At 71.9% G+C, this 24,864-nt stretch carries 23 protein-coding genes; 13 read left to right on the top strand and 10 right to left on the bottom strand.

Annotated features, from left to right (window positions below):
* The first annotated feature begins 119 nt into the window (after positions 1-119).
* Positions 120-1,307, top strand: a complete 1,188-nt coding sequence (locus WMF11_RS48025) for an amidohydrolase (protein WP_437547500.1) — start codon at positions 120-122, stop codon at positions 1,305-1,307.
* A 34-nt stretch (positions 1,308-1,341) separates the two neighbouring features.
* On the opposite strand, the gene WMF11_RS48020 is transcribed toward WMF11_RS48025, so the two are convergent.
* On the bottom strand, positions 1,342-1,926 hold the full coding sequence (locus WMF11_RS48020; RefSeq protein WP_437905723.1) for a hypothetical protein: 585 nt from the start codon (positions 1,924-1,926) through the stop codon (positions 1,342-1,344).
* Positions 1,927-2,153: 227 nt separating this feature from the next.
* Here WMF11_RS48020 and hemE point away from each other — a divergent pair, with 227 nt between their 5' ends.
* From hemE to WMF11_RS47985, 7 genes are all read left to right on the top strand, one after another.
* Entirely contained in the window at positions 2,154-3,203 is a 1,050-nt protein-coding gene (gene hemE / locus WMF11_RS48015; RefSeq protein WP_437547498.1) for a uroporphyrinogen decarboxylase, read from the top strand.
* 198 nt (positions 3,204-3,401) lie between these two features.
* Positions 3,402-4,187 (top strand): class II glutamine amidotransferase, encoded by a 786-nt coding sequence (locus WMF11_RS48010; protein ID WP_437905722.1) that lies wholly within the window; start codon positions 3,402-3,404, stop codon positions 4,185-4,187.
* Positions 4,188-5,172: 985 nt separating this feature from the next.
* Positions 5,173-6,072, top strand: a complete 900-nt coding sequence (locus WMF11_RS48005) for a GGDEF domain-containing protein (protein ID WP_012241235.1) — start codon at positions 5,173-5,175, stop codon at positions 6,070-6,072.
* A 43-nt stretch (positions 6,073-6,115) separates the two neighbouring features.
* Entirely contained in the window at positions 6,116-7,474 is a 1,359-nt protein-coding gene (locus WMF11_RS48000) for an aspartate aminotransferase family protein (protein ID WP_437547496.1), read from the top strand.
* A 40-nt stretch (positions 7,475-7,514) separates the two neighbouring features.
* Positions 7,515-8,714 (top strand): acyl-protein synthetase, encoded by a 1,200-nt coding sequence (locus tag WMF11_RS47995; RefSeq protein ID WP_437905721.1) that lies wholly within the window; start codon positions 7,515-7,517, stop codon positions 8,712-8,714.
* On the top strand, positions 8,714-9,835 hold the full coding sequence (locus tag WMF11_RS47990) for an acyl-CoA reductase (RefSeq protein WP_437979402.1): 1,122 nt from the start codon (positions 8,714-8,716) through the stop codon (positions 9,833-9,835). The genes WMF11_RS47995 and WMF11_RS47990 overlap by 1 nt, the downstream gene beginning before the upstream one ends.
* A gap of 133 nt (positions 9,836-9,968) precedes the next feature.
* On the top strand, positions 9,969-11,531 hold the full coding sequence (locus WMF11_RS47985; protein WP_437975542.1) for a GAF domain-containing protein: 1,563 nt from the start codon (positions 9,969-9,971) through the stop codon (positions 11,529-11,531).
* 27 nt (positions 11,532-11,558) lie between these two features.
* Here the strand turns inward: WMF11_RS47985 and WMF11_RS47980 are convergent, their stop codons facing one another.
* Positions 11,559-11,699 (bottom strand): hypothetical protein, encoded by a 141-nt coding sequence (locus tag WMF11_RS47980; protein ID WP_012241230.1) that lies wholly within the window; start codon positions 11,697-11,699, stop codon positions 11,559-11,561.
* Between the two features lie 114 nt (positions 11,700-11,813).
* Between WMF11_RS47980 and queD the strand changes: the two genes are divergently transcribed.
* Positions 11,814-12,176, top strand: a complete 363-nt coding sequence (gene queD / locus WMF11_RS47975) for a 6-carboxytetrahydropterin synthase QueD (RefSeq protein ID WP_012241229.1) — start codon at positions 11,814-11,816, stop codon at positions 12,174-12,176.
* 4 nt (positions 12,177-12,180) lie between these two features.
* A complete protein-coding gene (locus WMF11_RS47970) occupies positions 12,181-12,465 on the top strand; it encodes a (2Fe-2S)-binding protein (RefSeq protein WP_437975541.1) in 285 nt (94 codons plus the stop codon).
* Positions 12,466-12,516: 51 nt separating this feature from the next.
* Here WMF11_RS47970 and WMF11_RS47965 read toward each other — a convergent pair whose 3' ends face one another.
* Positions 12,517-13,344 carry a class I SAM-dependent methyltransferase gene (locus WMF11_RS47965; protein WP_012241227.1) on the bottom strand — a complete coding sequence of 276 codons (828 nt, stop codon included), beginning with the start codon at positions 13,342-13,344 and terminating at the stop codon, positions 12,517-12,519.
* Positions 13,344-14,021: a HEAT repeat domain-containing protein gene (locus WMF11_RS47960; RefSeq protein ID WP_437296418.1), complete on the bottom strand. Its 678-nt coding sequence runs from the start codon at positions 14,019-14,021 to the stop codon at positions 13,344-13,346. Before WMF11_RS47960 ends, WMF11_RS47965 begins: the two co-directional genes overlap by 1 nt.
* Positions 14,022-14,228: 207 nt before the next feature.
* Between WMF11_RS47960 and WMF11_RS47955 the strand changes: the two genes are divergently transcribed.
* Positions 14,229-15,170 (top strand): M23 family metallopeptidase, encoded by a 942-nt coding sequence (locus tag WMF11_RS47955; protein ID WP_437975540.1) that lies wholly within the window; start codon positions 14,229-14,231, stop codon positions 15,168-15,170.
* Here WMF11_RS47955 and WMF11_RS47950 read toward each other — a convergent pair.
* Positions 15,152-15,844 (bottom strand): response regulator transcription factor, encoded by a 693-nt coding sequence (locus WMF11_RS47950; protein WP_437547491.1) that lies wholly within the window; start codon positions 15,842-15,844, stop codon positions 15,152-15,154. The genes WMF11_RS47955 and WMF11_RS47950 overlap by 19 nt on opposite strands.
* A gap of 179 nt (positions 15,845-16,023) precedes the next feature.
* Entirely contained in the window at positions 16,024-18,420 is a 2,397-nt protein-coding gene (locus WMF11_RS47945; RefSeq protein ID WP_437975539.1) for a hypothetical protein, read from the bottom strand.
* 627 nt (positions 18,421-19,047) lie between these two features.
* On the opposite strand from WMF11_RS47945, the gene mgtE reads away from it, so the two are divergent.
* Complete coding sequence (gene mgtE, locus WMF11_RS47940) at positions 19,048-20,433, top strand: magnesium transporter (protein ID WP_437547489.1); 1,386 nt, start codon at positions 19,048-19,050, stop codon at positions 20,431-20,433.
* 267 nt (positions 20,434-20,700) lie between these two features.
* Positions 20,701-21,318, top strand: a complete 618-nt coding sequence (locus WMF11_RS47935; protein ID WP_437975538.1) for a single-stranded DNA-binding protein — start codon at positions 20,701-20,703, stop codon at positions 21,316-21,318.
* Positions 21,319-21,440: 122 nt separating this feature from the next.
* On the opposite strand, the gene WMF11_RS47930 is transcribed toward WMF11_RS47935, so the two are convergent.
* The 4 genes from WMF11_RS47930 to WMF11_RS47915 all read right to left on the bottom strand — a co-directional run bounded on the left by WMF11_RS47930 (position 21,441) and on the right by WMF11_RS47915 (position 24,652).
* Entirely contained in the window at positions 21,441-22,103 is a 663-nt protein-coding gene (locus WMF11_RS47930; RefSeq protein ID WP_437975537.1) for a hypothetical protein, read from the bottom strand.
* A complete protein-coding gene (locus WMF11_RS47925) occupies positions 22,084-22,449 on the bottom strand; it encodes a MerR family transcriptional regulator (protein WP_437905714.1) in 366 nt (121 codons plus the stop codon). Before WMF11_RS47925 ends, WMF11_RS47930 begins: the two co-directional genes overlap by 20 nt.
* Before the next feature lie 11 nt (positions 22,450-22,460).
* Positions 22,461-22,766, bottom strand: a complete 306-nt coding sequence (locus WMF11_RS47920) for an integration host factor subunit alpha (RefSeq protein WP_272096313.1) — start codon at positions 22,764-22,766, stop codon at positions 22,461-22,463.
* A 320-nt stretch (positions 22,767-23,086) separates the two neighbouring features.
* A complete protein-coding gene (locus WMF11_RS47915) occupies positions 23,087-24,652 on the bottom strand; it encodes a glycosyltransferase family 2 protein (protein WP_437975536.1) in 1,566 nt (521 codons plus the stop codon).
* Between the last annotated feature and the right edge of the window lie 212 nt (positions 24,653-24,864).

The raw sequence follows: 24,864 nt of genomic DNA, 5'->3' as shown, positions 1-24,864 counted from the left end.
GGCGTGCGAAGGCGCGAGCGTGCGAGCGTCACCACCGGGCGGCGTCGGCGGAGCTCCTCCGCCAGCGCCACCATGGCCCGGGCGAGGCGCGCGGATCCAGAGTAGTATCGCTCGCCCCTATGAACCTCGACCCGAGCCGCATCCAGCGTGACATCGACGACCTCTCCCCGGACCTCCGCGAGATCGCCGCGCGCATCCACGCGAACCCCGAGCTCCGGTTCGAGGAGCACAGGGCCGCGGCCTGGCTCGCCGAGGCCGTCGAGAAGCGCGGCATCCAGGTCGAGCGGGGGCTCGCCGGCATGCCCACCTCGCTCCGCGCGCGCATCGGGCGAGGCGGGGGTCCCCACCTCGCCATCCTCGCCGAGTACGACGCGCTCCCGGAGATCGGCCACGCTTGCGGGCACAACCTGATCGCGGCGGGTGCGCTCGGCGCGTTCCTCGCGCTGGCGCGGCAGAAGGACGCCGTGGCCGGCACCATCGATCTGGTCGGGACGCCCGCCGAGGAGGGGGGAGGCGGCAAGATCAGGCTGCTCGAGGCGGGCGCCTTCGAGGGCGTCGACGCCGCGATGATGTTCCACCCGTTCGACCGCGACCTGCTCGCGCACGACACGCTGGCCAGCGCCTGGATCGAGCTCCAGTTCCGCGGCAAGCCGTCGCACGCCGCGCTCGCGCCGTGGGACGGCAATAGCGCGCTCACGGCCTGCCTCGACACCTTCCGGCTGATCGACGGCCAGCGCGTCCACTTCCGCGACGGCGTCCGGGTGCACGGGTTCATCAAGAACGGCGGTCAGGCGGTCAACATCATCCCGGAGCTCGCCGTCGCCGAGTTCTCGGTCCGCGCCCTCGACACCGAGGAGCTCGCCCGCGTGCGGGCGATCGTGGAGCGCTGCGCCCGCGGCGCGGCCATGGCGAGCGGGGCCGAGCTCACGCTCGTCGATCAGGGCGGCTACAAGAACATGGTCAACAACCGGAAGATGGCGCGCCGCTTTGGCGAGCACCTGCGCGCCCTCGGCCGCTCGCCGCTCGAGATGGACCCCGCCGTCGGCACCGGCTCGACCGACATGGGCGACGTGTCCCACGCGCTCCCCGCCATCCATCCGTGGATCGCGATCTGCGGCAAGGGAGAGACGACCTGCCACCAGCACGCGTTCGCCGCGCGCGCCGCGAGCCCCGCCGGCCAGGACTCGATGCTGATCGCCGCCAAGGCCATGGCGATGACGTGCGCCGATCTCCTGCTCGATCCCGAGCTGCGGCAGGGCGTGCGCGAGGAGTTCGCGCAGCGGAAGGCCGGGGCGAGCGCGCGCTAGTTCCCTCGGGGCTCCGCCCCGAACCCCGGCGCGTTCAGCCGTCGTCCTGAAGGGGGTTCCCGAGATCGTCCATCAGCCCGGTCCCCCCCTCGATCGGGATCGCCCGCGCGAGGGCGACCCGCTCCAGCATCACCGACAGCGCGATCCTGTCTCCGACGTCCGGCAGCCAGGTGCGGGACCCATCCCAGAGATCGAGCCGGATGTTGCTCGACGGCACGGTCCCGCTGACCGCGGCCGCGGCGCCGGCGCCCGCCTGCGCGGAGGGCACCGCCATCCGGTCGATCTGCGACCAGGCGAAGCGCCGCACGCGCGGCACGCCGAAGGTGAGCAGCTCGCGCAGCTCGATCCCTTCCGGGTGCACGACGACCCCCCGCATCTGCTCGCGCAGCACCATCGCCAACGCGCTCACGCACAGGACGATGGCGCACACGCTGGAGGAGACGAGCCGGTGGCGATCGCCCTCGACGACGTACTGGAAGATCCGGGAGCTCGAGGGAGCGTTCTGGCCGTAGAAGATCACCGCGGAGACGCCGAGGGCGAAGGTCAGGTAAAGCAGCGCCGGGAGGCGCTCCTTCAGCGGCGGCCCGAACGCGATGCGCTTCTCGGGCCTGTACGTCATGTCAAAGCCGGGAGGTCTGGAGGGACGCGCCATAGACTCGTAGTCTACACGGCGGGGGAGCCGACGCTTGGGTCCGCCCCCTCGACCGGGCCGCCTCGGGCCGGGCCGCGCCGCGCTCCCGGCGACCCACGTTCGGGCGATGGGCTGAAACCCATTGCCGGGCGATGGCTGAACGGACATGAAGGGGCGTCCCGACGGCGTCCCGTCGACCCCTCCTGGAGCCTCCCATGCACGATCGCTTCCTGCGCGCCTGCCGGCGAGAGCCGACCGATGTCACGCCCGTGTGGTTCATGCGCCAGGCCGGCCGGTACATGGCCGAGTACCGGGAGCTCAGGAAGAAGTACACGCTCCTCGAGATCTGCAAGACGCCCGAGCTCGCGCTCGAGGTGACGCTCCAGCCGCTGCGGCTCGGGATGGACGCGGCGATCCTCTTCGCGGACATCCTGCTGCCGCTCGAGCCGATGGGCGCCCCCTTCGAGTTCGCGAAGGGCGAGGGCCCGGTGATCCACGAGCCCGTGCGCGATCGGGCCGGCATCGAGCGGCTGCGGGTGTTCGAGCCCGAGGAGGGCCTCGGCTACGTGCTCGACGCCGTGCGCCTCATCCGCAAGGAGCTGGACGGCAAGACGCCGCTCATCGGCTTCGCCGGCGCGCCGTTCACCATGGCGAGCTACCTGGTCGAGGGGGGCAAGTCGAGCGACTACCGGCTCACGAAGCAGCTGATGTGGAGCGACCCCGAGGCGTGGTCGGCGCTGATGGGCAAGATCTCCGAGGTCGTCCGCCGCCTGCTGCGCGCCCAGGTCGCCGCGGGCGCCCAGGCGGTGCAGCTGTTCGACTCGTGGGTCGGCTCGCTCTCGATCGACGACTACCGCGAGCACGTGCAGCCGCACGTGCGGCACATCCTCCGCGACCTCGAGGCGACCGGGGTCCCGGTCATCCACTTCGGCACGAACACGGGGGCGCTCCTGGAGGCGCAGCGCGACGCCGGCGGCACGGTCATCGGCGTCGACTGGCGCACGCCGCTCGACAAGGCGTGGCAGCGCATCGGGTACGATCGTGCGGTGCAGGGCAACCTCGATCCGCTGCTGCTCTGCGCGCCGCGCGCCGTCGCCGAGCGCCGCGCGCGCGCGGTGCTCGCGGAGGCCGGCGGGCGCGCCGGGCACATCTTCAACCTCGGCCACGGCATCATCCCGGAGACGCCGGTCGATACGGTCAAGGCGGTCATCGATCTCGTCCACTCCATCCCGCGCGCGTCGCTCCAGGGCGAGCCGGATCGCTGACGCCGCGCATCGCGCCGCGGCGTCGGATCGTGCGGCGGGCGCCAGGCTGCGCCGGCGCATCGCGCCGCGTCGCTGACCAGGATCGTGCGGCGAGGAGCGAGGCCGCGCCGCCGCCTGGCCCTGATGAAGAAGCCGCATCGGCGCCTCACCGTCGAGATCTCAGACACCCTCCCGAGGTGATATGGTCCAGCCGCGAGCATGTGCGAGCTCCTCGGGATGGAGTGCAACGTCCCCACAGACATCGTCTTTTCGTTCAACGGCCTCCGGCACCGGGGCGGCCGCACCGGTCCCCACGCTGACGGTTGGGGCCTCGCGTTCTTCGAGGGGCGCGCCGCGCGCGTGTTCCTCGATCCGAGCCCCGCCGCGGAGAGCCCGCTGGCGCGATTCCTCAGCGAGACGCCCATCAAGACGCTGCTCGCGATCGGCCACATCCGGCGCCGTACCCGCGGCGACGTGCTTCTCGCCAACACGCACCCGTTCGTGCGCGAGCTCTGGGGACGCCACTGGGTCTTCGCGCACAACGGCACGCTCCCTCGCGTCCGGCGCCGCGCGCTGGGCCGCTTCAACCCCATCGGAACGACCGACAGCGAGCACGCCTTCTGTTACCTGCTGGAGGGCCTCCGCAGCTCGTTTCCCGGCTATCCGCGCCGGCCCAGCGAGCTCTGGGAGGCGGTCGCGGCGCTCGGCGGCGAGCTCGGCCAGGACGGCACGTTCAACTTCCTGCTCGGCGACGGGCGCCACCTCTTCGCCCGCTGCGCAACCCGGCTCTGTCACATCATCCGCAAGGCCCCCTTCGGCATCGCGACGCTCCTGGACGACGATGTCCGCGTCGACTTCTCGGCCGTCACGACCCCGAAGGATCGGATCGCGGTGGTCGCGACGAGCCCGCTCACCGCGAACGAGACCTGGACCACGGGACGACCGGGCGAGCTCTGGGTATTCGACGGCGGCGAGCTGCGCGCGACGCTGTCGTCGCTCGCCTGACCGACGCGCCACCGCGGGGTCCACCTCTCGCGCGCCGTCGTGCCGCGGCCTGGAGATGGGCACGGCAGCCTGAAAAGAAAAACGCCGCGACGGACCTGGGGGGGGGAAGGTCTCCGCCGCGACGCAGGTCTATCCTACGCACCCTGTGTGCCAAGTCAACTAACCGGCACGCTGGCGGCGCCGCTGCGCGGTCGCGGCGCACTCGGTTCCGCTCCGTTCCGCTCCGTTCCGTTCGGTTCGGCTCCGCGCCGCTTCACGCCGTTCTGCTCGGCTTCGCTCGGTTCCGCTCCGGTGCAGCTCCGTTCCGTGCCGCTTCGCTCCGTTCCGCTTCGTACGGTTCCGGTCCGCTGCGTTCCGCTTCGCTCAGTTCAGCGTTGTGATGCGCCCTGGTTTTGAGGCAGAACTCACAGAGCCTCGTCCCCGCAGAACGCGGACATGCCAGGCGAACAGACACATCGTGTTCCAGCAAACCATTCTCTCCCTTGCCGGCTCAATCGCTCGCCGGACGGGTGGCGGCGCGCTCGGGAAACGCATAGAGAGACCCGCGTCCTCGGCAGCTCGGGCTGCACAAGAGGAAAGAGATGGGGCGTCAACTGCGATAGCAGCGCACAGCGCCCCACAAGGCGCATCGGCGAGCACCGGCGGTGCGGCGCGGCGTGAGCGGCAGCAAACGGCGGCGAGGGGCGCGGACGGCGTGCGGGGAACAAGCCGAGAACGTGGAAGGGCGCAACGAGCGCGACGGAGCGCAGAGGGCGACGTAGGCCGTTGTCGGGTCGGGAAGGCGGAGGAAGCACTGAAGACGGCTCCGCCCGGATGGCCGTCTTGACGGGAGTCGGGGCATGTCAGTACGCTTTGACGTTGGGCGAGCTAGGGCATATCGAACCGTTGCATCGCGACCGAAGAGCCACGCCCGGGTAGGTTCCGTCTCGGGAAGAGCTCGAACGATGTCGAGGCTAGGTCGCACGACGGGTTGGGCTGAGCGCGCGTGAGTGACTTCGACGAAAAGACTCGTGTAACGCAGGTGGTCCAGCCCCCACCGGGCGGCGGCAGCAAGAACACGACCGACTGCCTGGTCGTGATCTACACGAAGGAGCCCACGCTGCTCGGCAAGCGGTTCGTGCTGGAGAACAACCCGACGCGGGTCGGTCGCGGCGCGGACAACCACATCGTGCTCGACGGCGACTCCGTGTCACGAAGGCACGCCCATTTCGAGCAGCGGCCGAGCGCCTGGATGGTCGTCGACGATGGGAGCACCAACGGGACGTACTGCAACGATGAGCAGATCTCCCGCGAGGTGGTGCTGAAGAACGGAGACCGGGTGAAGATCGGCCCCACGATCTTCAAGTTCCTCTCCGGCGCCGACGTGGAGGCGCAATACCACGAAGAGATCTACCGGATGACCATCATCGATGGTCTCACGCAGATCCACAACAAGCGCTACCTCTACGAGGCGCTCGAGCGCGAGATCATCCGCGGCCGCCGCCACGAGCGGGACCTCGCGATCCTCCTGTTCGACATCGACCACTTCAAGCGCATCAACGACGTCCACGGCCACCTGGCCGGCGACTTCGTGCTGAAGGAGGTCGCGCGCATCGTGCAGAGCCGCATTCGCCGCGACGAGGTCTTCGCGCGCTACGGCGGCGAGGAGTTCGCCATCATCCTGCCGGAGACGTCCATCGAGGGCGCGGCGGCCCTCGGCGAGACCCTGCGTCAAAAGGTCGCGGAGCACCTGTTCGTGTTCCAGGCCGACAGCATCCGCGTGACGATCAGCGTCGGCGTGGCGCTCCTCCAGGAGGGCGATCGCACCGCGAACGACCTCATCAAGCGCGCGGACGAGCGCCTCTACCACGCGAAGAACAGCGGGAGAAACCGGGTGTGCGCCTGAGCAGCCGCCCGCGGGCGCGCTAGGTTCCGGCGGAGGAAGGACGATGCCGAACAGCGATCTGCCGCTGCCGGCGGCGCCGGACGCGGGCAGCGGCGCGGAGCTGCCCGCGATCCTGTCGCCGCCGCCTGGTCCCCTGTCGCGGAGCGCCCTCGAGCGCCTCGAGCGCGTCGAGTGCCCGGCGTTCGGCCGGCGGCGCGAGGCGCGGGCGCAGAAGAGCGGCGCCGACATGCTGCCGATCGTGCTGTCGCACGGGCGCGGCGCGAACGTCTGCGACGTCGACGGGAACCGCTACGTCGACCTGTGCGCCGGCTTCGGCGCGCTGCTGCTCGGGCACGCGGCGGCGCCGGTGCGGCGCGCGGCGGAGGAGCAGCTGTCGCGGCTGACCCTCGCGCTCGGCGACGTGTACTCGGCCGACGTGAAGATCGCCCTGCTGGAGCGCCTCGCGGCGCTGCACCCCGGGCCCTCGCCCATGGCGCTGCTCGGCCAGAGCGGCAGCGACGCGATCACCGCGGCCATCAAGACGGCGGCGCTCTCGACGGGACGGCCGGGGCTCGTCGCGTTCGAGGGCGCGTACCACGGGCTCGGGTACGCGCCGCTCGCGGCGTGCGGTCTGCGCGAGAGCTACCGGTCGCCCTTCGCGGAGCAGCTCAACCGGCGCGTGACGTTCGCGCCCTACCCGCGCGACGAGGCGGGCGCCGCGCGCTCGGTCGACGCCGTCGAGCTCGCGCTGCGCGGGGGCGACGTCGGCGCGGTCCTCCTCGAGCCGATCCTCGGGCGGGGCGGCTGCGTCGTCCCGCCCGACGCGTTCCTCTACGCGGTCTGCGAAGCGGCGCACCGGCACGGGGCGCTCGTGATCGCGGACGAGATCTGGACCGGCCTCGGTCGTTCGGGGGCGATGACGCGCACAGGAGAGCTCGGGGCGCCGGTCGATATCCTCTGCTTCGGCAAGGGGCTCGGCGGCGGGCTCCCCATCTCCGCGTGCGTGGCGCCCGAGCCGATCATGCGGGCGTGGGCGCGCGAGGGCGAGGTGGTCCACACCTCGACGCACTCCGGATCGCCCCTCGCGTCGAGCGCCGCGCTCGCGACGCTCGACGCCCTCGACGAAGGCCGGCTGGCCGCGCGCTCGCGCGACGTGGGCGCTCGCTTCCAGGCGATGCTGCGAGAGGCGCTCCCGCGCAGGGCAGGCGTCGTCGACGTGCGGGGCGCGGGGCTCATGGTCGGCGTCGAGCTCGAGAGCGCCGAGCTGGGGCTCCGGGCCATGCGCGGGATGCTGGCCGAAGGGTACCTGGTCCTCACGGGCGGGGTGCGCGGCGAGACGCTGACGCTGACGCCGGCGCTCACCATCCCCGAGGCGCTGCTCTCGGCCGCGGCCGGCGCGCTCGCGCGCGTGCTGACGACCTAGCGCGCGAGCGGAGCAGGACGCGCGTGCTATCCCGGTGCCCGTGGGACCGATAGACCAGAGCGAGGCGCTGCACCGCCGCGCGCGGGCGTTCATCGAGACGTCGCTCGGCGTGGACGGGGCGGGCTCGACAGGGGCCGGCCGAGCGGCGGCCGCCGCTGCTCCGCAGGACCACGGCGAGCGCGGGGCGCTCCCGGAGACCTTCGATGCGCTCGCGATCGCCCTCGCCCGGCACCAGGCCGCGCATTGCGCGCCGGTCGCCCGCCTGTTCGAGGCGCGCGGCGCGGACGTCGCCGCGATGGATCACGCGGCGCAGATCCCCGCTGTGCCGTGCGACGTGTTCCGGTTCGCGCGCGTCGCGGCCCACCCGCCGGAGGCGGACGAGCGCGTCTTCCGCACGAGCGGAACCTCCCTCGGCGCGGCGTCCCGCGGCGAGCACCCGTTCCGCACGACCGCCACGTACGAGCTGGCCGCGCTCGCGTGGGGGGAGCGCCTGCTGTGGCCCGACGGCGCGCGGCTCCGGGCGATCGTCCTCGCGCCGCCGCTCCACGAGGCGCCGGACTCGTCGCTCGGCTTCATGATCGACCGCTTCGCCGCGCGCCTCTCGGGGCCGTCGAGCTGGCACGTTCGCGGCGGCGAGCTGGACGCCGCAGGGTTCGCCCGCGCGTGCGCCGAGGCGCGCGCCTCGGGAGCGCCGGCGCTCGTGCTCGGCACGTCGTTCGCTTTCGTGCATCTGATCGAGCACCTGGCCGAGGCGCGGCTGCCCGAGGGCGCAGCGCGGCTGCCCGAAGGGAGCCGGGTCATGCAGACCGGCGGCTACAAGGGCCGCTCGCGGGAGGTGCCCGCGGAGGAGCTGCGGGCGGCGATCGCGCGGGCGCTGGGCGTGCCCCTCTCGCACGTGGTGAGCGAGTACGGCATGACCGAGCTCTCCAGCCAGCTCTACGAGGGCACGCTCGCGGCGGCGCTCGCCGGCGCACCGGGCGCTGCGCCGGGGCTGTACCTCGCGCCTCCCTGGACGCGCGTCACCGCGGTGGACCCCGAGACGCTCGCGCCGCTCCCTGCGGGGGTGATCGGGCTCGCGCGGATCGTCGATCTCGCGAACGTCGACTCGGCGGTCGCCATCCAGACCGCCGACCGCGTGCGCGTCACCGCGGAGGGCGTCGAGCTCCTGGGCCGCGCGTCCGGGGCGCCGCCGCGCGGCTGCTCGATCGCGATGGACCAGATGCTCGGCGGCGGGGCGTGATGATGGACGACGGCGCGGCGCCGCGCCTCCGGGTCGAGCGCGCGGTCGCCGCGGCGGCGCGGATCGCGGACGCGCGCGATCCGCTGGGCGAGGAGGCGCGCCTGCGGTTGCCTTCCACGAGCGGCCTCTCGCCCGAGGGCGTGGAGCTCGCGCTCGGCCGCCACCTCGAGGTCGCGCCGAGCCACGGCGAGCTCGACGCGCTCGTGGCGGCCTCGGGGCGCGCGCGCCGCTGCCACGTGGTCCTGGCGGCCAACGTCTGCACGGCGCCGCTGCGGGCCATCGCCGTCGCGACGGCCACAGCGCCGGAGGTCTTCGTGCGCCCGTCCCGCCGCGATCCGGTGATCGCGGAGCTCCTCGTGCGCGCGCTGCAGGCCGACGAAGGCTTCCGCCGCGCCGGCGGGGCCATCGCGCTGGTCGCGGACGTCGCGCTCGGGGACGCCGGGGCGGCGGCCGGCGAGCGGGTTCCCGGGGATCTGCCGCACGCCGAGCTGCACGTCTACGGGTCGGACCAGACCGTGGCGACGCTGCGGGCCCAGGCCGGCCCGGGCGTGCTCGTGCGCGGGCACGGCGCCGGCCTGGGGCTCGCCGTCGTCGGCCTGGACGCGAACCTCGTCGAGGCGGCGCGGGACATCGCCGCGGACGTCGTGCCGTTCGATCAGCGCGGCTGCCTGTCGCCGCGCTTCGCGCTGGTGGAAGGCCCGGCCGAGCGCGCGGAGGCGCTCGCGCGCGCCCTGCACGAGGCGCTCGAGGAGGCGGGCGCGCGCGTCCCGCGCGGGCCGCTCGACGGCGCCGCCCGCGCGGAGGTGACCATGTACCGGGCCACGCTCGAGGCCGTGGGCTCGTTCTGGGAAGGTCGAGGACACGGGGTCGGTCTGGATCCGGCGCCGCGATCGCTGCTGCTGCCGCCGGCGGCGCGCGTCGTCCACGTGGCGGCGAGCAGCGCCGAGGCCGCTCCGGCGCTGCTCGCGCCGATCCGCGGCGCGATCACCGCGGTCGGCGCGGGCGGAGGCGGGATGCTCGCGCGCGCGGCGGCCGCGGCAGCCCCGCGCGCCCGGCTCTCCGCGCTCGGGCGGATGCAGCGCCCGCCCCTCGACGGCCCTGTCGATCTGCGGACGCCCTGACGTCCGGCGGCCCGCGCGGGCGGCTCGCGGCGAGCGCGCACGTCGCATGGCCGCGCCGTCCAGACCGCGACACGATCGGGGCGTGGTGGGAGCAAGGTGCGCTCGAGCGACGGTGTGTGATAGCGATCATGGCATGTCGTCGCGCACCGATCCGAAGGCGACCCGCCCGCCCACGGAGCTCGAAGCGATCGCGAGCCCGTCGGCGACGCCGTCCGGCGTGGAGGGCTCACGGGACAGCCTCGTGGACCGCCCGCTGGACGGGCTCCGCCCCGACGAGGAGGGCACGTCCGTCTCGAGCGACCCGGCCGGCAGCTCGGCCCGCGTCGCGGACGCCGACGACGAGGGCGCGCCGCCGTCGGTCGCCTCCGCGAGGATCCAGGTGCGCCGTGACGAGCGCCTGGATCTCGTGATCGAGTACCTGGCCTTCGTGGCGAAGCCGATGCCGCTGTCGCTCCTGCTCGACGAGGCGCCGCAGCGGATCGCCGCGATCCTCGGCGCCGACGTGGCCTCGCTGTACCTCCTCGAGGGCGACGGCGACGAGCTGGTGCTGCGCGGCAACGTCGGCTTCCCGCGCGAGGCGCGCGGAACGGTGCGGCTCTCGGTCGGGCAGGGCATCACGGGCATGGCGGTCGAGTGCCTGCGGCCGATCTCGGTCGTCCAGGCGACCGAGCACGAGCGCTATCGCGCGTTCCCTGAGCTCCGTGAAGAGCGCTTCCCGGTCTTCCTCGCGGCGCCGATCCTCGGCAGCGGCCGCCCGCTCGGCGCCCTGGTCGTGCAGCGGGCGGGCGATCGCGCCTTCACGGCGCGGGACGTCGAGCTCGTCATGGCGCTGACCGCGCCGATCGCGGCCGGCGCTCGCCACGCGCAGGTGCTCGACGAGCTGCGCGAGCGGCGGCGGCGCACGGGCGGCGGCACGCGCAAGGTCACGCTGCCGGGGTTGCCCGTCGTCGCCGGGCGCGCGCTCGGCGCCATCGCGGCGCTGCGGCGGCCGGCGACCTCATCGCTCGGCGCGCGGCAGGGCAGCGGCGATCCGAAGCTCCTGCGGCTCGCGTTCGACATCGCGGAGAAGGCGCTGCTCGACCTCAACGCGCGCGCGGCGAAGCGAGGGCTCGCGCAGGAGGCGGCGTTCCTCTCGACCTACCTCCTGATGATCGGCGACGGTCGCCTGCGCGCGCGCGCCTTCGAGCTCGCGGCCAGCGGGCGCAACGTCGCGCAGGCGCTCGGGACGGTCGCTCGCGAGGTGGCGCGGGCCGCCAACGGGATCGTCGGTGACCCGTTCTTGCAGGATCGCGCCCGTGACATCGAGGATCTCTGCGATGCGATCCTGATGCTGGCGACCCCGGATGCCCGGGCCGAGCTCCCGTCGAAGGCGGTCCTCGTGGGAGACCAGCTGACGGTCTTCGACCTCTTGATCTCCGCCCGGGCCCACCCGGTGGGCGTCGCGCTCAGCGACCGGTCCGGGCCGCGCTCGCTCGTGCTCCTCCAGCTGCTCGGCGTGCCGTCGATCGTGGATGTGGCGGGGGCGTTCCGCTGGGCGTCGCCAGGAGACGTAGCGCTCCTCGACGCGGACCACGGCTTCCTGGTGATCAACCCGTCCCGGGCCGAGGTCGCGACCGTTCGCGCGGCGCGACGCAGGGGACCGGCGTCGCCGGAACCCGACGAAGACGACGACGAAGAGGACGAGCCGGCGAGCTGAGCACCGGCCGGGGCCGGTGCTCGAGGCTCAGCTGCCGGACCGCGCGGCGGCGGCCGGCTCGGCCGGCGTCCCCTGGGCGCTCTGCAGCTCCTTCTTGGCGCGCCAGTTCGCCAGGCGCTTCGTATCGCGACGCTTCTTCTTGGCTCTCACTGCGGGCTTCTGCGGCATGGCCGGCGGTATAGTCGCTCGAGCCCCTCGAGGGAACCCCGTACTCACGCCGCCCCCTGTTCAGGCCACGGGGCGTTGACGCCCCACGGCGACCGCCCCATGACCGCTGCTCCGATGAACGTCCGTCTCGTACACGAGTTCCGCTTCGAGGCCGCCCACCGCCTTCCCAAGGTTCCGCAGGGGCACAAGTGCGCGCGCCTCCATGGTCACAGCTTCAAGGTCGAGGTCGCGATCCGCGGCCCGGTGAACGAGGAGACGGGGTGGTTCATCGATTACAGCCACCTCTACGAGGCCTGGGCTCCCCTCCACGACCTGCTCGATCACCACTACCTGAACGAGGTCCCCGGGCTGGAGAACCCGACGAGCGAGGTGCTCGCACGGTGGATCTGGACCCGCCTCGCGCCGTCGCTGCCGTCCTTGAACCGGGTCACCATCTTCGAGACCTGCGACGCCCGCTGCGAGTACGAGGGCGATTAGGTCGATGAAGACGCTCGTCTGCCGCTGCGAGGACGTCACGCTGCACGAGCTCGAGGCCGCGATGGATCGCGGCCACAAGGACATCGAGTCCGTCAAGCGCTACACGGGCTTCGGCACCGGCTGGTGCCAGGGCAAGTGGTGCCTCGCGCTCTGCGCGCGGCTCATCGAGGAGCGCGGGGGCGACGCCCGGAAGCCGATCACCCCTCGGCCGCCGTACCACCCGGTCTCGCTCGCGGCGCTCGCCGGGCTCGACGAGCTCGGCCTCCGCGGCGGCGGGCGCGGGCGCTAGCGCTGGCCGCGCTCCGCGCGACCAGCGCCCTGGCCCGATCGTCGACCGTGATCAGACGAGGGGGCGCCGAGCGCTCGCGCACCCGACGTTCACGGTCAGCTCGAAGACCCCTTCGGACCAGTACTTCGAGACCGCGTGGTGCAGGTACTTGAGCATCGAGTCGATGATCTGCGGCTCGACGTCGAGCATCGCCGTCGACTCGGGGATCACCATCAGCCTCGAGATGGGATCCTCGAGGAACTCACGCCCGCTCTCGAACGACACGGCGATGAGCTGGACGTCGACCTCGACCTCGTCGAGCCCCGCGCCCTCGATCTCCTCGGCGATGGTCTCGATCGTGGGGCGGCTGACGGCGGCGGCGTCCACCGCGGCGCCGAGCTCCGAGAGGTCTTGCTTGAGCGCGCACTCCCGCGCGATGTCCGCGATCTCCGGGAACGAACCGCGCAACGGCAGCGCGATGAGCGCCTGGCCGCCGGGGACCAGGACCCGGCGCAGCTCGGCGAGGAGCTGCGCCCGCTCGCTCGGACGGCAGACCGGGTGCAGCGTGAACGCGTGGGAGAAGCTCGCGTCCGGCAGCGGCGTCGGCAGGGCGTCGGCGAGCACGTAGCTCGCGTTCATCCCGGAGAACAGCGCGGCCTTGTCGCGCGCGAGCTCGAGCGCGGCGGCGGAGCCGTCGACGCCCACGAGGGTCGCGCCGGGCAGCTTGTCGGCCACGATCGCGTCGGGGAAGCCGCTCCTGCAGCCGAGGTGGACGATGCGCGCCGCCTCGGAGGGCAGCAGCATCTCCACCGCCAGCGAGGCGAAGAACGAGAGGTAGCGCGGGACGACCGCGTGCTCGAACAACACGGCGTCCGCCGCGCTCAGCGGCGGGCCGATCATCAGGCGACCCCGTCCTCCTCGTCGTCGTAGGGCGCGAGGAGGCTGAGCGCCTCTTCGGCGAGCTCGCCGATCGTGACCTCCGACGTCGCGTCGTCGCCGCCGTCGTCCGCGAGCTCGACGGTGCGCTTGTCGTCGAGCAGCGGCTGGATGAGCGGCGCATGCGCCGGATCACCGATCTCGACAAGCGTCTCGATCGCCGCCGCGACCGCGTCCGGATCCTTGTGGCTCAGGAACTGGCTGAGCAGCTTCGGCACGCCCGGCTCCGGCACCTCGGCGATGAGGTACGGCAGCTCCGGGAGCGCCGACGAGCCCACCGGCAGCCGCTTCAGCGCGCGCTCGATCGCCTGCGCGACCTCCTTGAACCGATCGTAGGCCAGCGTTTCGATCTCCTCGCCCGCGGCCTGCCGCGCCTCGGGGTGCTCCGACGCGAGCACATCGATGAGCGCGTCGAGCGCGCGCGGCCCCTCGTGCTCGCCGAGCAGCGACGCGATACGCACCAGCCGGAGCGCCGCCTCGTCCTCGTCGTTCTCGCGCGTCGCGGCCGCGATCGCGTCCGTGAGGACATCCAGCAGCCCATCGCCGGGCATGGCCGTCAGGTCATCGTGGAGCCGGCGAGCCGTGCGCTCCGCGTCGAACAGCTTGTTCAGGGTCGTCTCGATCGCTTGACGATTTTGCACGAAGAGGAGCTATCAACAGCGCGTCGCCTCCGCAAGCCGGCAGGCAACAAGGGCTTGTTCCTCGCGAATTCCCGTCCACGGCGGGCGCGGCCGCGCGTGCCCGGCGCCGCCCACGCCGGGGCCGCCGCGCGCAAGCCGGGCGGGACGAGCGCGCCGCCGCTGCATCGAGCTCGCCCGCCGCGCGCGATGCGGTAGACCGTTCGTGGCATGCGTGTGTCCGGCTCATTGCAAGCCCGCCCGGCGAGGGCGGCGGTCTCCCCTTCCCCGCTGGTGCGCGGCGCCGCGGCGTCGGCGCTGGTCCTCGCGCTGGGCGGCATCGACGATCCCGAGCCGCCCCCGCCCGCGGTCGTCCCTCCGGCGGCCGCGGCGCGCGGCGCCGCGGGCGCGGCGGCGCTCTGCGGCCCGCGCACCGTGCCGGAGGGCGCCGCCTGCGTCCCGCTGCCTGCTCCGGGCGCGCCGCTCCCCGAAGGCGGCGCTGCGGCGCTCTCTGATCCTGCCGGCGCGCGTCCCGCCGGAGCGGGCACGCGCAGCCAGGCCCAGGAGCACATCCCCCGCCGCCCGGAACGTCCGGCGAGCGCCGCCGCGTACACGTTCCCGCTCGGCGCGCCGGACGCGCCGCCGGGGTTCCTCCTTGTCGAGGACGCTCCAGCCGGGGCGGGCGCGCTGCCTGCAGCGGGCTCCGTCGCCGCGATCGGCGCGGCGCGGCCCGAGCCGCCGTCGTGGATCGGCGGGATCGACATCGCCGCGGCGCGCGGCGAGCGGGTGGCGGCGCTCAGGATCGAGGGCCAGGAGGGGAAGGCCGAGGTCGTCTTCGTCGGCGCGCTGTCCGGGATCACGGTGGCCACGGCGCACGACGTGCGCGAGGCGCGCGACGTGGATCGCGTGCGCAGGTACCTCCTGCTCCATGGCCACCTCGATCGCCCTGGCCCCGGCGTCGTGGCGGGCGCGCGCCTCGACGCGGGTGACGTGGTCGGGTACGCCGGCGAGACGGGCAGCCCGGGCCTCGTCCGGCTGCGCCTCGAGGCGCGGCAGATCCGCGAGGGCGCGCGCCTCCCCGAGCTCGATGCGAAGCGCATCACCGACGCCGCGGTGACGGTGCCTTGCGACCTCCGCAACGTCCTGCCGCTCCGTCAGGGAGCGAGCTTGTAACCGAAGCCGTAGACCGTGAGGATGTGCTCGGGCTTGTCGGGCGAGCGCTCGATCTTCTTGCGCAGCTTGACGATGAAGTTGTCGACCGTGCGGTTCGACGGCCCGGCCTCGATCCCCCAGATCTTCTGGAGGATCTCCTCGCGCGAGACCGGCTGGCCCACGCGCTCGTGCAGCAGGCGAAGGAGCTCGACCTCGTAGAACGACAGCTGATCCGAACGCGAGCCCCGCGAGACCGTGTGCGCGGTCATGTTGATCTGCACGTTGCCGATGGAGAACACCTCGACGGGCGCCTCGGCCGGCCGGGCGGCGCGGCGGAAGAGGGCGCGCAGGCGGGCGATGAGCTCGCCCACGCTGAACGGCTTGGTCACGTAGTCGTCGGCGCCCGCGTCGAGGCCGCGGATCTTGTCGATCTCCTGGCCGCGGGCCGTCAGCATGATGATCGGCACGAACGCGTCCCAGCGCCGCAGATCCTCGCAGACCTTGAAGCCGTTGGTGTCGGGGAGCATGAGGTCGAGCAGGATGGCGTCCGGCTTCTCCTGCCGCGCGAGCAGCACGCCGTCCTTCCCCTTCGAGGCCGACGCCACCGAGAAGCCCTCGAACTCGAGGGCGTCCGTCAGCCCCAGCACGATGTGGGGCTCGTCCTCGATGATGAGAATCTTCTTGCGTGCCACCACGACGGAGTCCGGTCTTAGCACAAAACCGGGCAGGTCCCCCCGAGCGCTCCGCCGGCCAGCTCGCTGGCGCGGCTCTGTGGCCCCAGAAGCGCCACAAAAGCGCCGCGGGGCGCGATCTCACGATCGCACCCCGCGCGCCGGGCTCAATCAGACGTCTGACAGACGCTGGCTGACGCCGTCTACTCGCCGGAGCAGGTGATGAACAGCGTGGCCCCTTGCTGGGCTTCGCCCTGACCCGTGAACCGGATCTTGCGCTGCTCGGTCGACGGGCAGTCGGCCACGATGGAAGTATCGCCGAGCCGGATCGACGGATCGACGTAGCACCACCCGTGCACCGGCTGGCCACCGGACTCAACGTTGTCGCCGACGTTGGTCCTGCACTCGTAGGCAGGCTCGCCCTCGTTCATGCCCTCGAGCTGCTGGATCTCGCACACGCAGTCCCAGCCGGAGGCCTTCGCGATGTCGAGGGAGAGCACCTCGTCCTTCGCGGGCTTATGCTTGCCCGTCACCTCGATGCGCCCCGGCATCCGCGGATCCGCGCAGTTGCACTGGCCCTGCGAGTTGCGCGCCTCGAGGATCAGGCAGGAGACCTGCTGCTTCGCGTCCGGCGTCAAGGTGCGCGGCAGGCACTGGCCGCCGAGCACCGTCTTCAGGCGGTCGATGATGGCGCCGATCGCCGGCCGGTAGCCGTAGTCGGCCGCGCCGGCGTTGTCGAGCTGGCGCGGGCACACCGAGCCGACGATGCCCTGGGGGCCGAGCTCCCGGATGAGCTGCAGCTCGCGGAGGCCCGGGTAGGCCTTCGCCTTGATCTGCGTCGTCGACCTGGGCTCCGGATCCTCCTGACTGTTCCCCGCGTCGGGCTCGCACAGCGGGTTGTCGGTCGGCTGCCCCCCCACCGCTCTGCAGTCGCAGCTCTGAGCCTGCCCGTCGCAAGTCTTCACCGCGTTCTCGGGGAGATCGAAGATGCAAGCGTACTGGAGGTCCCCCGTGCTCCCCTCCGGGATCGTGTACTCGCGGCCGTTGATGAGGTTCCAGCCCGCCTCCGTCGGCCCGACGATCCTGTCGTTGGTGATCGGGTTCATGCCCGAGCGAGGCTTCATCGACTCGACCATGAAGGGATCCTTCGGCGGCTGGTACGTCGCGGGATCGCCGAGGATGAGCTCCCAGGTGCTGGCGGCGCCGGCCACCGGAGCGCTGAGCTCGTCAGAGTTCTTGAACCCACCGACCGGCTCGCCGTCCTGGTTGAGGCCGTTCAGCAGGTCGGGCTGGCCTTGCGCGTTCTGACGCGCGATGTCCTGCCACGGCACGCCGACGATACCGGCGAAGAAGACGAGCCCGGGATCGCGGATGTTGGAGTCGAGGTCGTCCGGGTTCGGATCGCTGAAGATCGGGTTCGGGACCAGCTCGCCCCTGCGGTTCGGGATCTGCGCCTCGGTGAAGGCGCGCCGGTAGCGGTCGATCGGGTAGAGGAAGTCGAAGCCGAACCGGCGCTTCTGATCCCAGCAGCGCGAGTTGACCGGGTCCTCCTCCTTGGTCAGCCTGGCGGTGTTGCCGTCCGTGCCCTTGCACGTGTCGTCCTTGGGGCAGCCGTCCTGATTCTGGCTGCACGACCTGCAGCACTTGTTGCCCGGATCGGTGGCGCACTCGCTGCGCGGCCGCCACAGGCGGAAGCTTGGCGTGGTGTCTGCCACGAGGTAGTTCTTGCCCTCCTCGCGGATCGAGCAGTCGTTCTCGTCGGTGAGCATGATGATCGCGAGGAGCGAGCTCGGCCGCATGAAGTCGGCGCGCTGCTTCTTGACGACGGCATCCTCGCCGGTGACGACGACGTTCTGGTCCGCGTCAATGCCGATCGTCGCGTAGGGCTCCGGGTCGACGAGGAAGCGGTACACGCTCTCGAGCTGCGCCTCGAAGCCGCAGCCGGTCTGCCCCGTGCCTTCGACCATCGCGGTGAGCGCCCCGACCAGCGTCGTGTTGTTGAGGTCGGCGTTCGAATCATTCGGGCCGATGTCCGCCTCGCCGTCGTTCGGATCCGGCGTCTCCGGCTCACCGTCGAGCTTCTGATCCGGATCCCAGGCCAGGAAGCCCAGGTTGAGGTAGGTCGGGAGGTCGTTGACGTTGGAGTTCTCGTCGCTGCGCGCGAGGAGGTGCGCCATGTCCACGTTCGAGGCGCTCGTCGCCGCCTGGCAGGCGACCGACCCGTGGCCGCCGAGGCTCGAGCTGATGATGCCGATGTGGATGTCCTTGACCGGCTCGAACTCACGCTTGTAGTCCGGCGGACAGGGCGTGTTGGGCGAGTCGACCGTGGTCGTCATCACGCCGTCCCTGTGGATGCAGCGCGGGTTGACGAGACCCTGGACGAGGTCGGGGATCGCATCGGCGAGGACGTCCTGCTTGTCGGCCATCGAGCCCGAGTTGTCGATCGCCAGGAGGAGGTCGATCTTGTCGACCGAGCTCTGCGTCAGCCGCTCGACGATCGTCGACGTCGAGCGGGGCTTGTTCTCGGCGATGGGGCGGCTCAGACATCCGAAGGCGCTGCCTGTGCCCGCGATCAGCAGGCCCGCCATGGCGAACCTCACCGCGCCCCTCCACGGGCGCCTGCTCTCACGCTCTATCCGCGTCATATTCGACTTTCCTTTCGACCACCGATCCAGTTGCGCGGCGGTCAAGCCACCGAAAAGGCCCGCCGTCCACGGGCCCATGACCGACTTCCGCAGGCGATCCACGGCTCGACGGGAGCCCGATGCTAGGGACCCGACCGGAAGGCTGTCAATTCGACCCGGCCGGCCCCGGTCGACCCCGCGAAGGGGTGCCATAGCAAACGAGGTGCCGCCGCCGCACCCGTGCCCTCCATGCCCCGCGCGCCGCCGCGACGTCAACCTGATTGCGCGACAGCCAACGCAGTAGGCGACCTGCCCCTCAACCTGGGTCGACCTGGCTCCTCCGGCCTGGTCCTCAACCTGGGTCGGCCAGTAGCGGCCAACAGAGAAAGTTCACTTATCACTGTATTGCAAACCACCCCTTCACGGGCCGCGGGAGCCCAGCCTCCATCGCGCGCGACCGGCGGTCGTGGGAGGCCCAACCTCGGTCGGCCGCGGCGCCGCGGCCCAACCTCGGTCGACGCGGGGAGCAGGGTGGGTCGCGGGCCCGGCGCCGGTGGGGTTTGCCGCTTCCCAGCAGGGCCGAGTTGTGGTCAGTGCCCGGGCATGTTGCGCGTCGCCCTCGCCATGGTCCCGGAGGTACGGCAGCTGCTCACCGAGGATCCGGCGCAGCTCTCCGACCTGCTGGACGAGATCCACGACGAGGACCTCGCCGACCTCATCGGCCTGCTGGACGACGCCGAAGCGGCGAAGGTCCTGATGGCGCTCAGGGCCGAGGAGGCCGCGCCCATCTTCGAGCGCCTCGACGGCGAGACCCAGGAGGCGCTCGTCGAGCAGATGGGCATCGAGAGCATCGCGCCGATCGTCTCCGAGATGGCGGCCGACGACCGCACGGACCTCATCGAGGCCCTCCCGGACCAGGTCAGCGGCACGCTGCTCTCGACGCTGGAGAAGGTCGACCCCGAGGCGGCGGCCGAGGTCGAGGAGCTCGCCAAGTGGCCCGAGGACAGCGCCGGCGGCCTCATGACCACCGACTACGTGTCGGTGGGCATCCACCTCACGGTCGCCGACGTGATCGAGCGCATCCGCGCCGTCGGCGAGGACGCCGAGACCATCTACTACGTGTACATCGTCTCCGATCGCGGGCACCTCATCGGCGTCGTGTCGCTGCGCGATCTGCTGCTCGCCTCGCCGTCCGAGAAGCTCGCGGACGTGATGACCGAGAACGTCTTCGCCGTCAGCCCCGAGACCGACCAGGAAGAGGTCGCGCGGACCATGGCCAAGTACGATTTCAACGCGCTGCCGGTGCTCTCCGCGGACCGCAAGCTGCTCGGCGTCATCACCGTCGATGACGTGATGGACGTCCTCACGGAGGAGCAGTCCGAGGACATGCAGCGGCTCGGCGCGGTCGGCCCCATGGAGGACAGCTACTTCAAGACGAGCTTCTGGACGTTCATCCAGAAGCGAGCCCCGTGGCTCGCCGTGCTGTTCGTCGGCGAGTTCATGACCGGCGAGGTGCTCCGGCGCTTCGAGCACGAGCTCGAGGCCGTCGCGACGCTCGCCTACTACGTGCCCCTGCTCATCTCCACGGGCGGCAACTCCGGCTCGCAATCGTCGTCGCTCATCATCCGCGGCCTCGCCGTCGGCGATGTGCGCGTCGGCGACTGGGCGAGCGTCCTCGTCCGCGAGCTCGGGCAGGCGGTCGTGCTCGGCCTTATCCTCTCCGCCATCGGCATGCTCCGCGTCTGGCTCTGGGGCGACGGCACCGGCTTCGTCCTGACGATCGGCGCGACGCTGATGGCGATCGTCCTCATGGGCTGCACCGTCGGCGCCATGCTCCCCCTCCTGCTCCGGCGCATCGGCCTCGATCCGGCGACGAGCTCCACGCCGTTCATCGCGAGCCTCGTGGACGTCCTGGGGATCCTCCTCTACTTCACGATCGCCCGGCTCTTCCTGGCCGACCTCCTCGCGCAGGCCGGAGCGGGCGGGTGAGCGGAATCACGCGGCATTGCGCGGAACCTGGCGGAATTGGACGGAGATCGGGCGGAGATCGGACGGCGATTCGGACGGCGATTCGGACGGCGGTCGAGCGACGCCGCGCCGCCCGTGCCGAGGCCCACGCCGGTCCCCCCGCGCGGGCGCGCCGCGTGCTTTTCGGCGCGCCACGACCCTTGACGCGTCGGCCCCCATGGGGGAGTGAAGCAGGCGACGTTCGTTCAGCGCAGCGTGCGCTGAGCCCCTCCTAGGGAAGGAGTGACGATGGCCGAAGGCTTGAATCGCGTAATGCTGCTCGGCAACCTGGGCGCCGACCCAGAGCTCCGGTTCACCCAGGGGGGCCAGGCCGTCTTGAACCTGCGGCTCGCGACGACCGAGTCGTACCTGGACCGCGACAAGGTCCGGAAAGAACGGACGGACTGGCACAATGTCGTGATCTGGGGCAAGCGCGCCGAGGCCTTGGGCAAGATCCTCAGCAAGGGTTCCTCGATCTTCATCGAGGGCTCGCTCCGCACGTCGAGCTACGACGACCGGGATGGCAACAAGCGCTACAAGACCGAGGTGATCGCGAACAACGTCCTGCTGACGGGCGGGGGCCGCGGTCGCGGCGCTGCCGGCGATGATGCAGGCGCGTTCGGCGCGGATCCCGGCGGTGGCTACGGCGGCGGCGGCGGTGGCGGTGGCTACAGCGGCGGCGGCGGTGGTGGCGGTTACGGCGGCGGCGGTAGCGGCGGCGGCGGCGGTCGCCCGGCGGGTGGCGGCTACAACCGCGGCGGCGGCGGTCGCCCCGCGCCGGCTGCGCAGGATCCTGGTCCTCCGCCCGACGATTTCGGCGGCGGCGGTTACGGCGGCGGCGGCAACGACGACGACATCCCGTTCTGATCGCTCGCCCTGCCCGGTCGAGTCATCCGCCTGGCGGACACCTCTCTCTTCAACCTCTCGCATCCACGCGATAGGCCCTCTCCGAGGGCCGGGCAGCTCTCCACGAGCCCCTCTTCCCTGTCCTAGGGCCGCGGCCGCGGCCGCCGCGCCAGCAGGACGGTCACCCCCACCGCCGCGAGCACTCCGAGCGCCGCGGTGGTGGCGAGGGGCCGCTCCGCGGCGAGGAAGATCGTCCGCACGAGCAGCCCCGGCTCAGGCGGCGCCACGAACACGCCCTCGAACGCGGTCGCGCCGAGCAGCGCGCTGCACCGGGCGCCCGTCCCCAGCGCAGGCTCCAGGCAGGCCAGGCTGCAGAGCGCCGCGTCGTGCTCGCTCCCGGCGAAGCCGAGCACGTGCTGCCCGCGGATGACCACCGCGCGCGCGCCTGCCCTCCCGGCTCCCTCGAACGCCTGCTCGAACCGCTGCGACTGCGCGTGGATCGGCCCTGCTTCCCACCGCTCGATCGCCACCCCGAGGCCCCCCCGCACGAGCCCCGACGCCCGATCGAGCACGAGCTCCTCCAGGCCGGTCACCCATTGCCGCGACGGGGCCGTCACGCACACCGCGCGCAGCGAGAGCCCGTCCGCCTCGACGCCCCGCAGGAGCGTCACCTTCGCACCCGCGATCGCGGAGACGTCGATCGCGGGAAGCGCCTCCTCCGGCGTGTCGCTCGCCCCGTCCGGCAACGCAAGGCGCAACCCGAGGCCCGGCGCCACGCCGTGGAGCTCAGACGCGCTCGAGCTCATCCATCAGCGCGATCACCTCGGTCCGGATCTCGACGAGGGCCGTGCGCATCCGCTGCACCTCCTCGTGGCTCGCGCCCGTGTCCGGCGCCGGCGGCTCGATGCCGCCCTCGCGCAGCTTGCGCCGCGCGCCCGCGATCGTGAAGCGGTGCGAGTAGAGCAGCTCCTTGACCTTGAGGAGCGTCTCGACGTCGCGCCGGCTGTAGACCCGCTGCCCCTTCGCCGACTTCTGCGGGCGGACGGAGCGGAACTCGGTCTCCCAGTACCGGAGCACGTGCGGCTCGACCCCCACGATGCCGGCCACCTCGCCGATCCGGTAGTACAGCTTCGCCGGAAGCTGCGCGCGCACCGCCAAGCGGACTACTCCTCGGCCGCCGAGGCCGTCTCACGCGGGTTGAGGACCTGCTTCAAGATCTGGCTCGCCTTGAAGTTCAGGACCCGGCGCTCCGTGATCAGGATGGGGTCGCCGGTCTGGGGGTTGCGGCCCTGCCGCTGGCGCTTGTCGCGCAGCACGAAGTTGCCGAATCCAGAGATCTTGATCTTCTCCCCGCGACCCAGGGTTTCCTTCATGGTTTCGAACACGAGGTCCACCAGATCGGCAGATTCCTTCTTCGAGAACCCCCCAAGGCGGGAGTAGACCGCCTGAACGATTTCGGCTTTCGTCATGACACCCCCATCGCCCTTGCAGAAGGGGGGACGCGCCGCAACCCCTGAAGACCGTTCAGGAAGCCGCGTGCGGTCCCCCGACCGGCCTGGAGGGCAGAATGCCAGCGTGCGTCGGTAAGGTCTAGGGGGTTACGCAGGCTTCGCCCGACGTGCACCAGGCACGCTTCGTGGAGCCCCCCCGAGCAACGCATCGCTCGGAGCGAACCTGCGACCCCACGAGCAGCGCCCCACACCTCGCACCCTCGAGCCGGCGGCCAGGAATCCGACAGGCTCACCGGCGCGAGCACGGGCGCAGGATGGGCTCGGCGGCGACGATCCGCTCAGACGGCAAGATCGCCGAGGTGGCGTTCCTTCGTCGACTGCCGGGACCAGGCGCCGACGACGGCCGCCTCGCTCGGCCGCGCGTCGCTCCAGCCGACGACCGGCGCGCTCGAGGTCACATCGCGGCGGCGGACGATCTGCTCCTGGACGACCAGGAACGCCACGTAGAGGTAACCGACGGCGAAGAGCACCGCGAACGGCGTGGCGAAGTAGTGCCCCGTCTCCACGGACGCGACGACCGCGCCGCACGACAGCACCGCGAGCATCGCCTCGGTGATCGGCAGGTCCGTACGGACCTTGTACCGGCCCTTGTTGTCGCCCTGCTTCGGCGTCCGGACGAACTCGCCGGACATGCTGCGGAGCCCCTCGATCACGGCCTTCGACAGGTACGGCGCGAGCCCCGTCCCGAGCGCGATGAGCATCGGCAGGCGCCTGACAGCGCCCCAGCGCGAGCGGCCCTGCGCCGTCTCGGCCAGCATGTAGAACGCCGCGAGCGACCCGGTCGTCGCCGTGCAGAGCGGCAGATCGATCGCGATCATCGTCAGCGTGTCGGCCGCGGGGAACAGGACGAGCGCCGGCAGCAGGAGGACGCTCAGCAGCACGAGCAGCGGGTAGGCGAAGTGCGGCGTGAGGTGGAAGAACGCCTCGATCCGCTGCCCGAGCGAGAGCTTGGCGCTCAGCACGGTCGCCATCAGCTTGCGCGCCGTCTGCACCGTGCCCTTGGCCCAGCGGTACTGCTGCGCGCGCAGCGCCGAGATGTCCTCGGGGAGCTCCGCCGGCGAGACGACATCCTCGCGGTAGATGAAGCGATAGCCCGCGAGCTGCGCCCTGTACGACAGGTCGAGGTCCTCGGTCAGCGTGTCGTGCTGCCAGCCGCCCGCCTCGCGGATGGCGTCCTTGCGCCACATCCCCCCGGTGCCGGAGAAGTTGAACAGGAGGCCCGCGCCGAAGCGCGCGCGGTTCTCGACGAGGTGGTGGCCGTCGAGCATGAGCGCCTGCACCTGCGTGAGGATCGAGACGTCGCGGTTCAGGTGGCCCCACCGCGTCTGCACCATGCCGACCGTCGGGTCCTCGAAGTGGCCGACGATGGACCGCACGAAGTCCGGCTGCGGGATGAAGTCGGCGTCGAAGATCGCGACCAGCTCGCCCTTCGCGATCTTGAGCCCCGCGTCGAGCGCCCCCGCCTTGTAGCCGACGCGGTCCACCCGGTGCAGGTACACCGCGTCGAGGCCCTGCGCGCGCAGCCGCTCGACGTGCGCGCGGACGAGGCCCTGCGTCTCGTCCGTCGAGTCGTCGAGCACCTGGATCTCCAGCTTGTCGCGCGGGTAGTCCATCTTCGCGACGGCATCGAGCAGCCGCGCCGCGACCGTCGACTCGTTGAAGAGCGGGAGCTGGATCGTCACCGGCGGGAGGTCGCGATCGGTCAGGGCGGCGACCTCCTGCGCGCGGGTGATCTTCGCGCGGTTCATGCGACAGAGGACCACGAGGTGCAGCCGGTGCAGGCCGTAGCCGCTGAGGCCGAGCAGCACGCCGAAGTAGAGGACACAGAGCAGCAGGGAGAGCATCGCGAGCACCTACCGCCGGCGGGTTGCCGTGCAGCCGCGGGAACGGCGAGAGCGCCGTTCTCCACCCCTGCAAGGCGCCGGCAGACAACGAACGCGTACCATCCGCCGGATCCGAAGTTGTCAGGCACTTGTAATTCGTTGCAACTCTCTGTCGCGAGGTCCGCAAAGTTGACTTCGGCTCCAGTCGCCGCCGTCGGGAAATGACAATCACC

The sequence above is a fragment of the Sorangium sp. So ce295 genome (assembly GCF_051527405.1).
Lineage (GTDB): Bacteria > Myxococcota_A > Polyangia > Polyangiales > Polyangiaceae > Sorangium > Sorangium cellulosum_B.
The sequence above is the reverse complement of the archived record's forward strand: the minus strand, read 5'-3'. Positions and strand labels throughout refer to the sequence as shown.

What these genes read in the sequence shown, in the direction of transcription:
- WMF11_RS47935 (WP_437975538.1), top strand. Translation starts at nt 20,701, where the DNA reads ATGGCCGAAGGCTTGAATCGCGTAATGCTGCTCGGCAACCTGGGCGCC.
- WMF11_RS48020 (WP_437905723.1), bottom strand. Translation starts at nt 1,926, where the DNA reads ATGACGTACAGGCCCGAGAAGCGCATCGCGTTCGGGCCGCCGCTGAAG.
- hemE (WP_437547498.1), top strand. Translation starts at nt 2,154, where the DNA reads ATGCACGATCGCTTCCTGCGCGCCTGCCGGCGAGAGCCGACCGATGTC.
- WMF11_RS47920 (WP_272096313.1), bottom strand. Translation starts at nt 22,766, where the DNA reads ATGACGAAAGCCGAAATCGTTCAGGCGGTCTACTCCCGCCTTGGGGGG.
- WMF11_RS47965 (WP_012241227.1), bottom strand. Translation starts at nt 13,344, where the DNA reads ATGATCGGCCCGCCGCTGAGCGCGGCGGACGCCGTGTTGTTCGAGCAC.
- WMF11_RS47955 (WP_437975540.1), top strand. Translation starts at nt 14,229, where the DNA reads ATGCGTGTGTCCGGCTCATTGCAAGCCCGCCCGGCGAGGGCGGCGGTC.
- WMF11_RS47930 (WP_437975537.1), bottom strand. Translation starts at nt 22,103, where the DNA reads ATGAGCTCGAGCGCGTCTGAGCTCCACGGCGTGGCGCCGGGCCTCGGG.
- WMF11_RS47985 (WP_437975542.1), top strand. Translation starts at nt 9,969, where the DNA reads ATGTCGTCGCGCACCGATCCGAAGGCGACCCGCCCGCCCACGGAGCTC.
- WMF11_RS48010 (WP_437905722.1), top strand. Translation starts at nt 3,402, where the DNA reads ATGTGCGAGCTCCTCGGGATGGAGTGCAACGTCCCCACAGACATCGTC.
- WMF11_RS48025 (WP_437547500.1), top strand. Translation starts at nt 120, where the DNA reads ATGAACCTCGACCCGAGCCGCATCCAGCGTGACATCGACGACCTCTCC.
- queD (WP_012241229.1), top strand. Translation starts at nt 11,814, where the DNA reads ATGAACGTCCGTCTCGTACACGAGTTCCGCTTCGAGGCCGCCCACCGC.
- mgtE (WP_437547489.1), top strand. Translation starts at nt 19,048, where the DNA reads ATGTTGCGCGTCGCCCTCGCCATGGTCCCGGAGGTACGGCAGCTGCTC.
- WMF11_RS48000 (WP_437547496.1), top strand. Translation starts at nt 6,116, where the DNA reads ATGCCGAACAGCGATCTGCCGCTGCCGGCGGCGCCGGACGCGGGCAGC.
- WMF11_RS47970 (WP_437975541.1), top strand. Translation starts at nt 12,181, where the DNA reads ATGAAGACGCTCGTCTGCCGCTGCGAGGACGTCACGCTGCACGAGCTC.
- WMF11_RS47915 (WP_437975536.1), bottom strand. Translation starts at nt 24,652, where the DNA reads ATGCTCTCCCTGCTGCTCTGTGTCCTCTACTTCGGCGTGCTGCTCGGC.
- WMF11_RS47980 (WP_012241230.1), bottom strand. Translation starts at nt 11,699, where the DNA reads ATGCCGCAGAAGCCCGCAGTGAGAGCCAAGAAGAAGCGTCGCGATACG.
- WMF11_RS47990 (WP_437979402.1), top strand. Translation starts at nt 8,714, where the DNA reads ATGATGGACGACGGCGCGGCGCCGCGCCTCCGGGTCGAGCGCGCGGTC.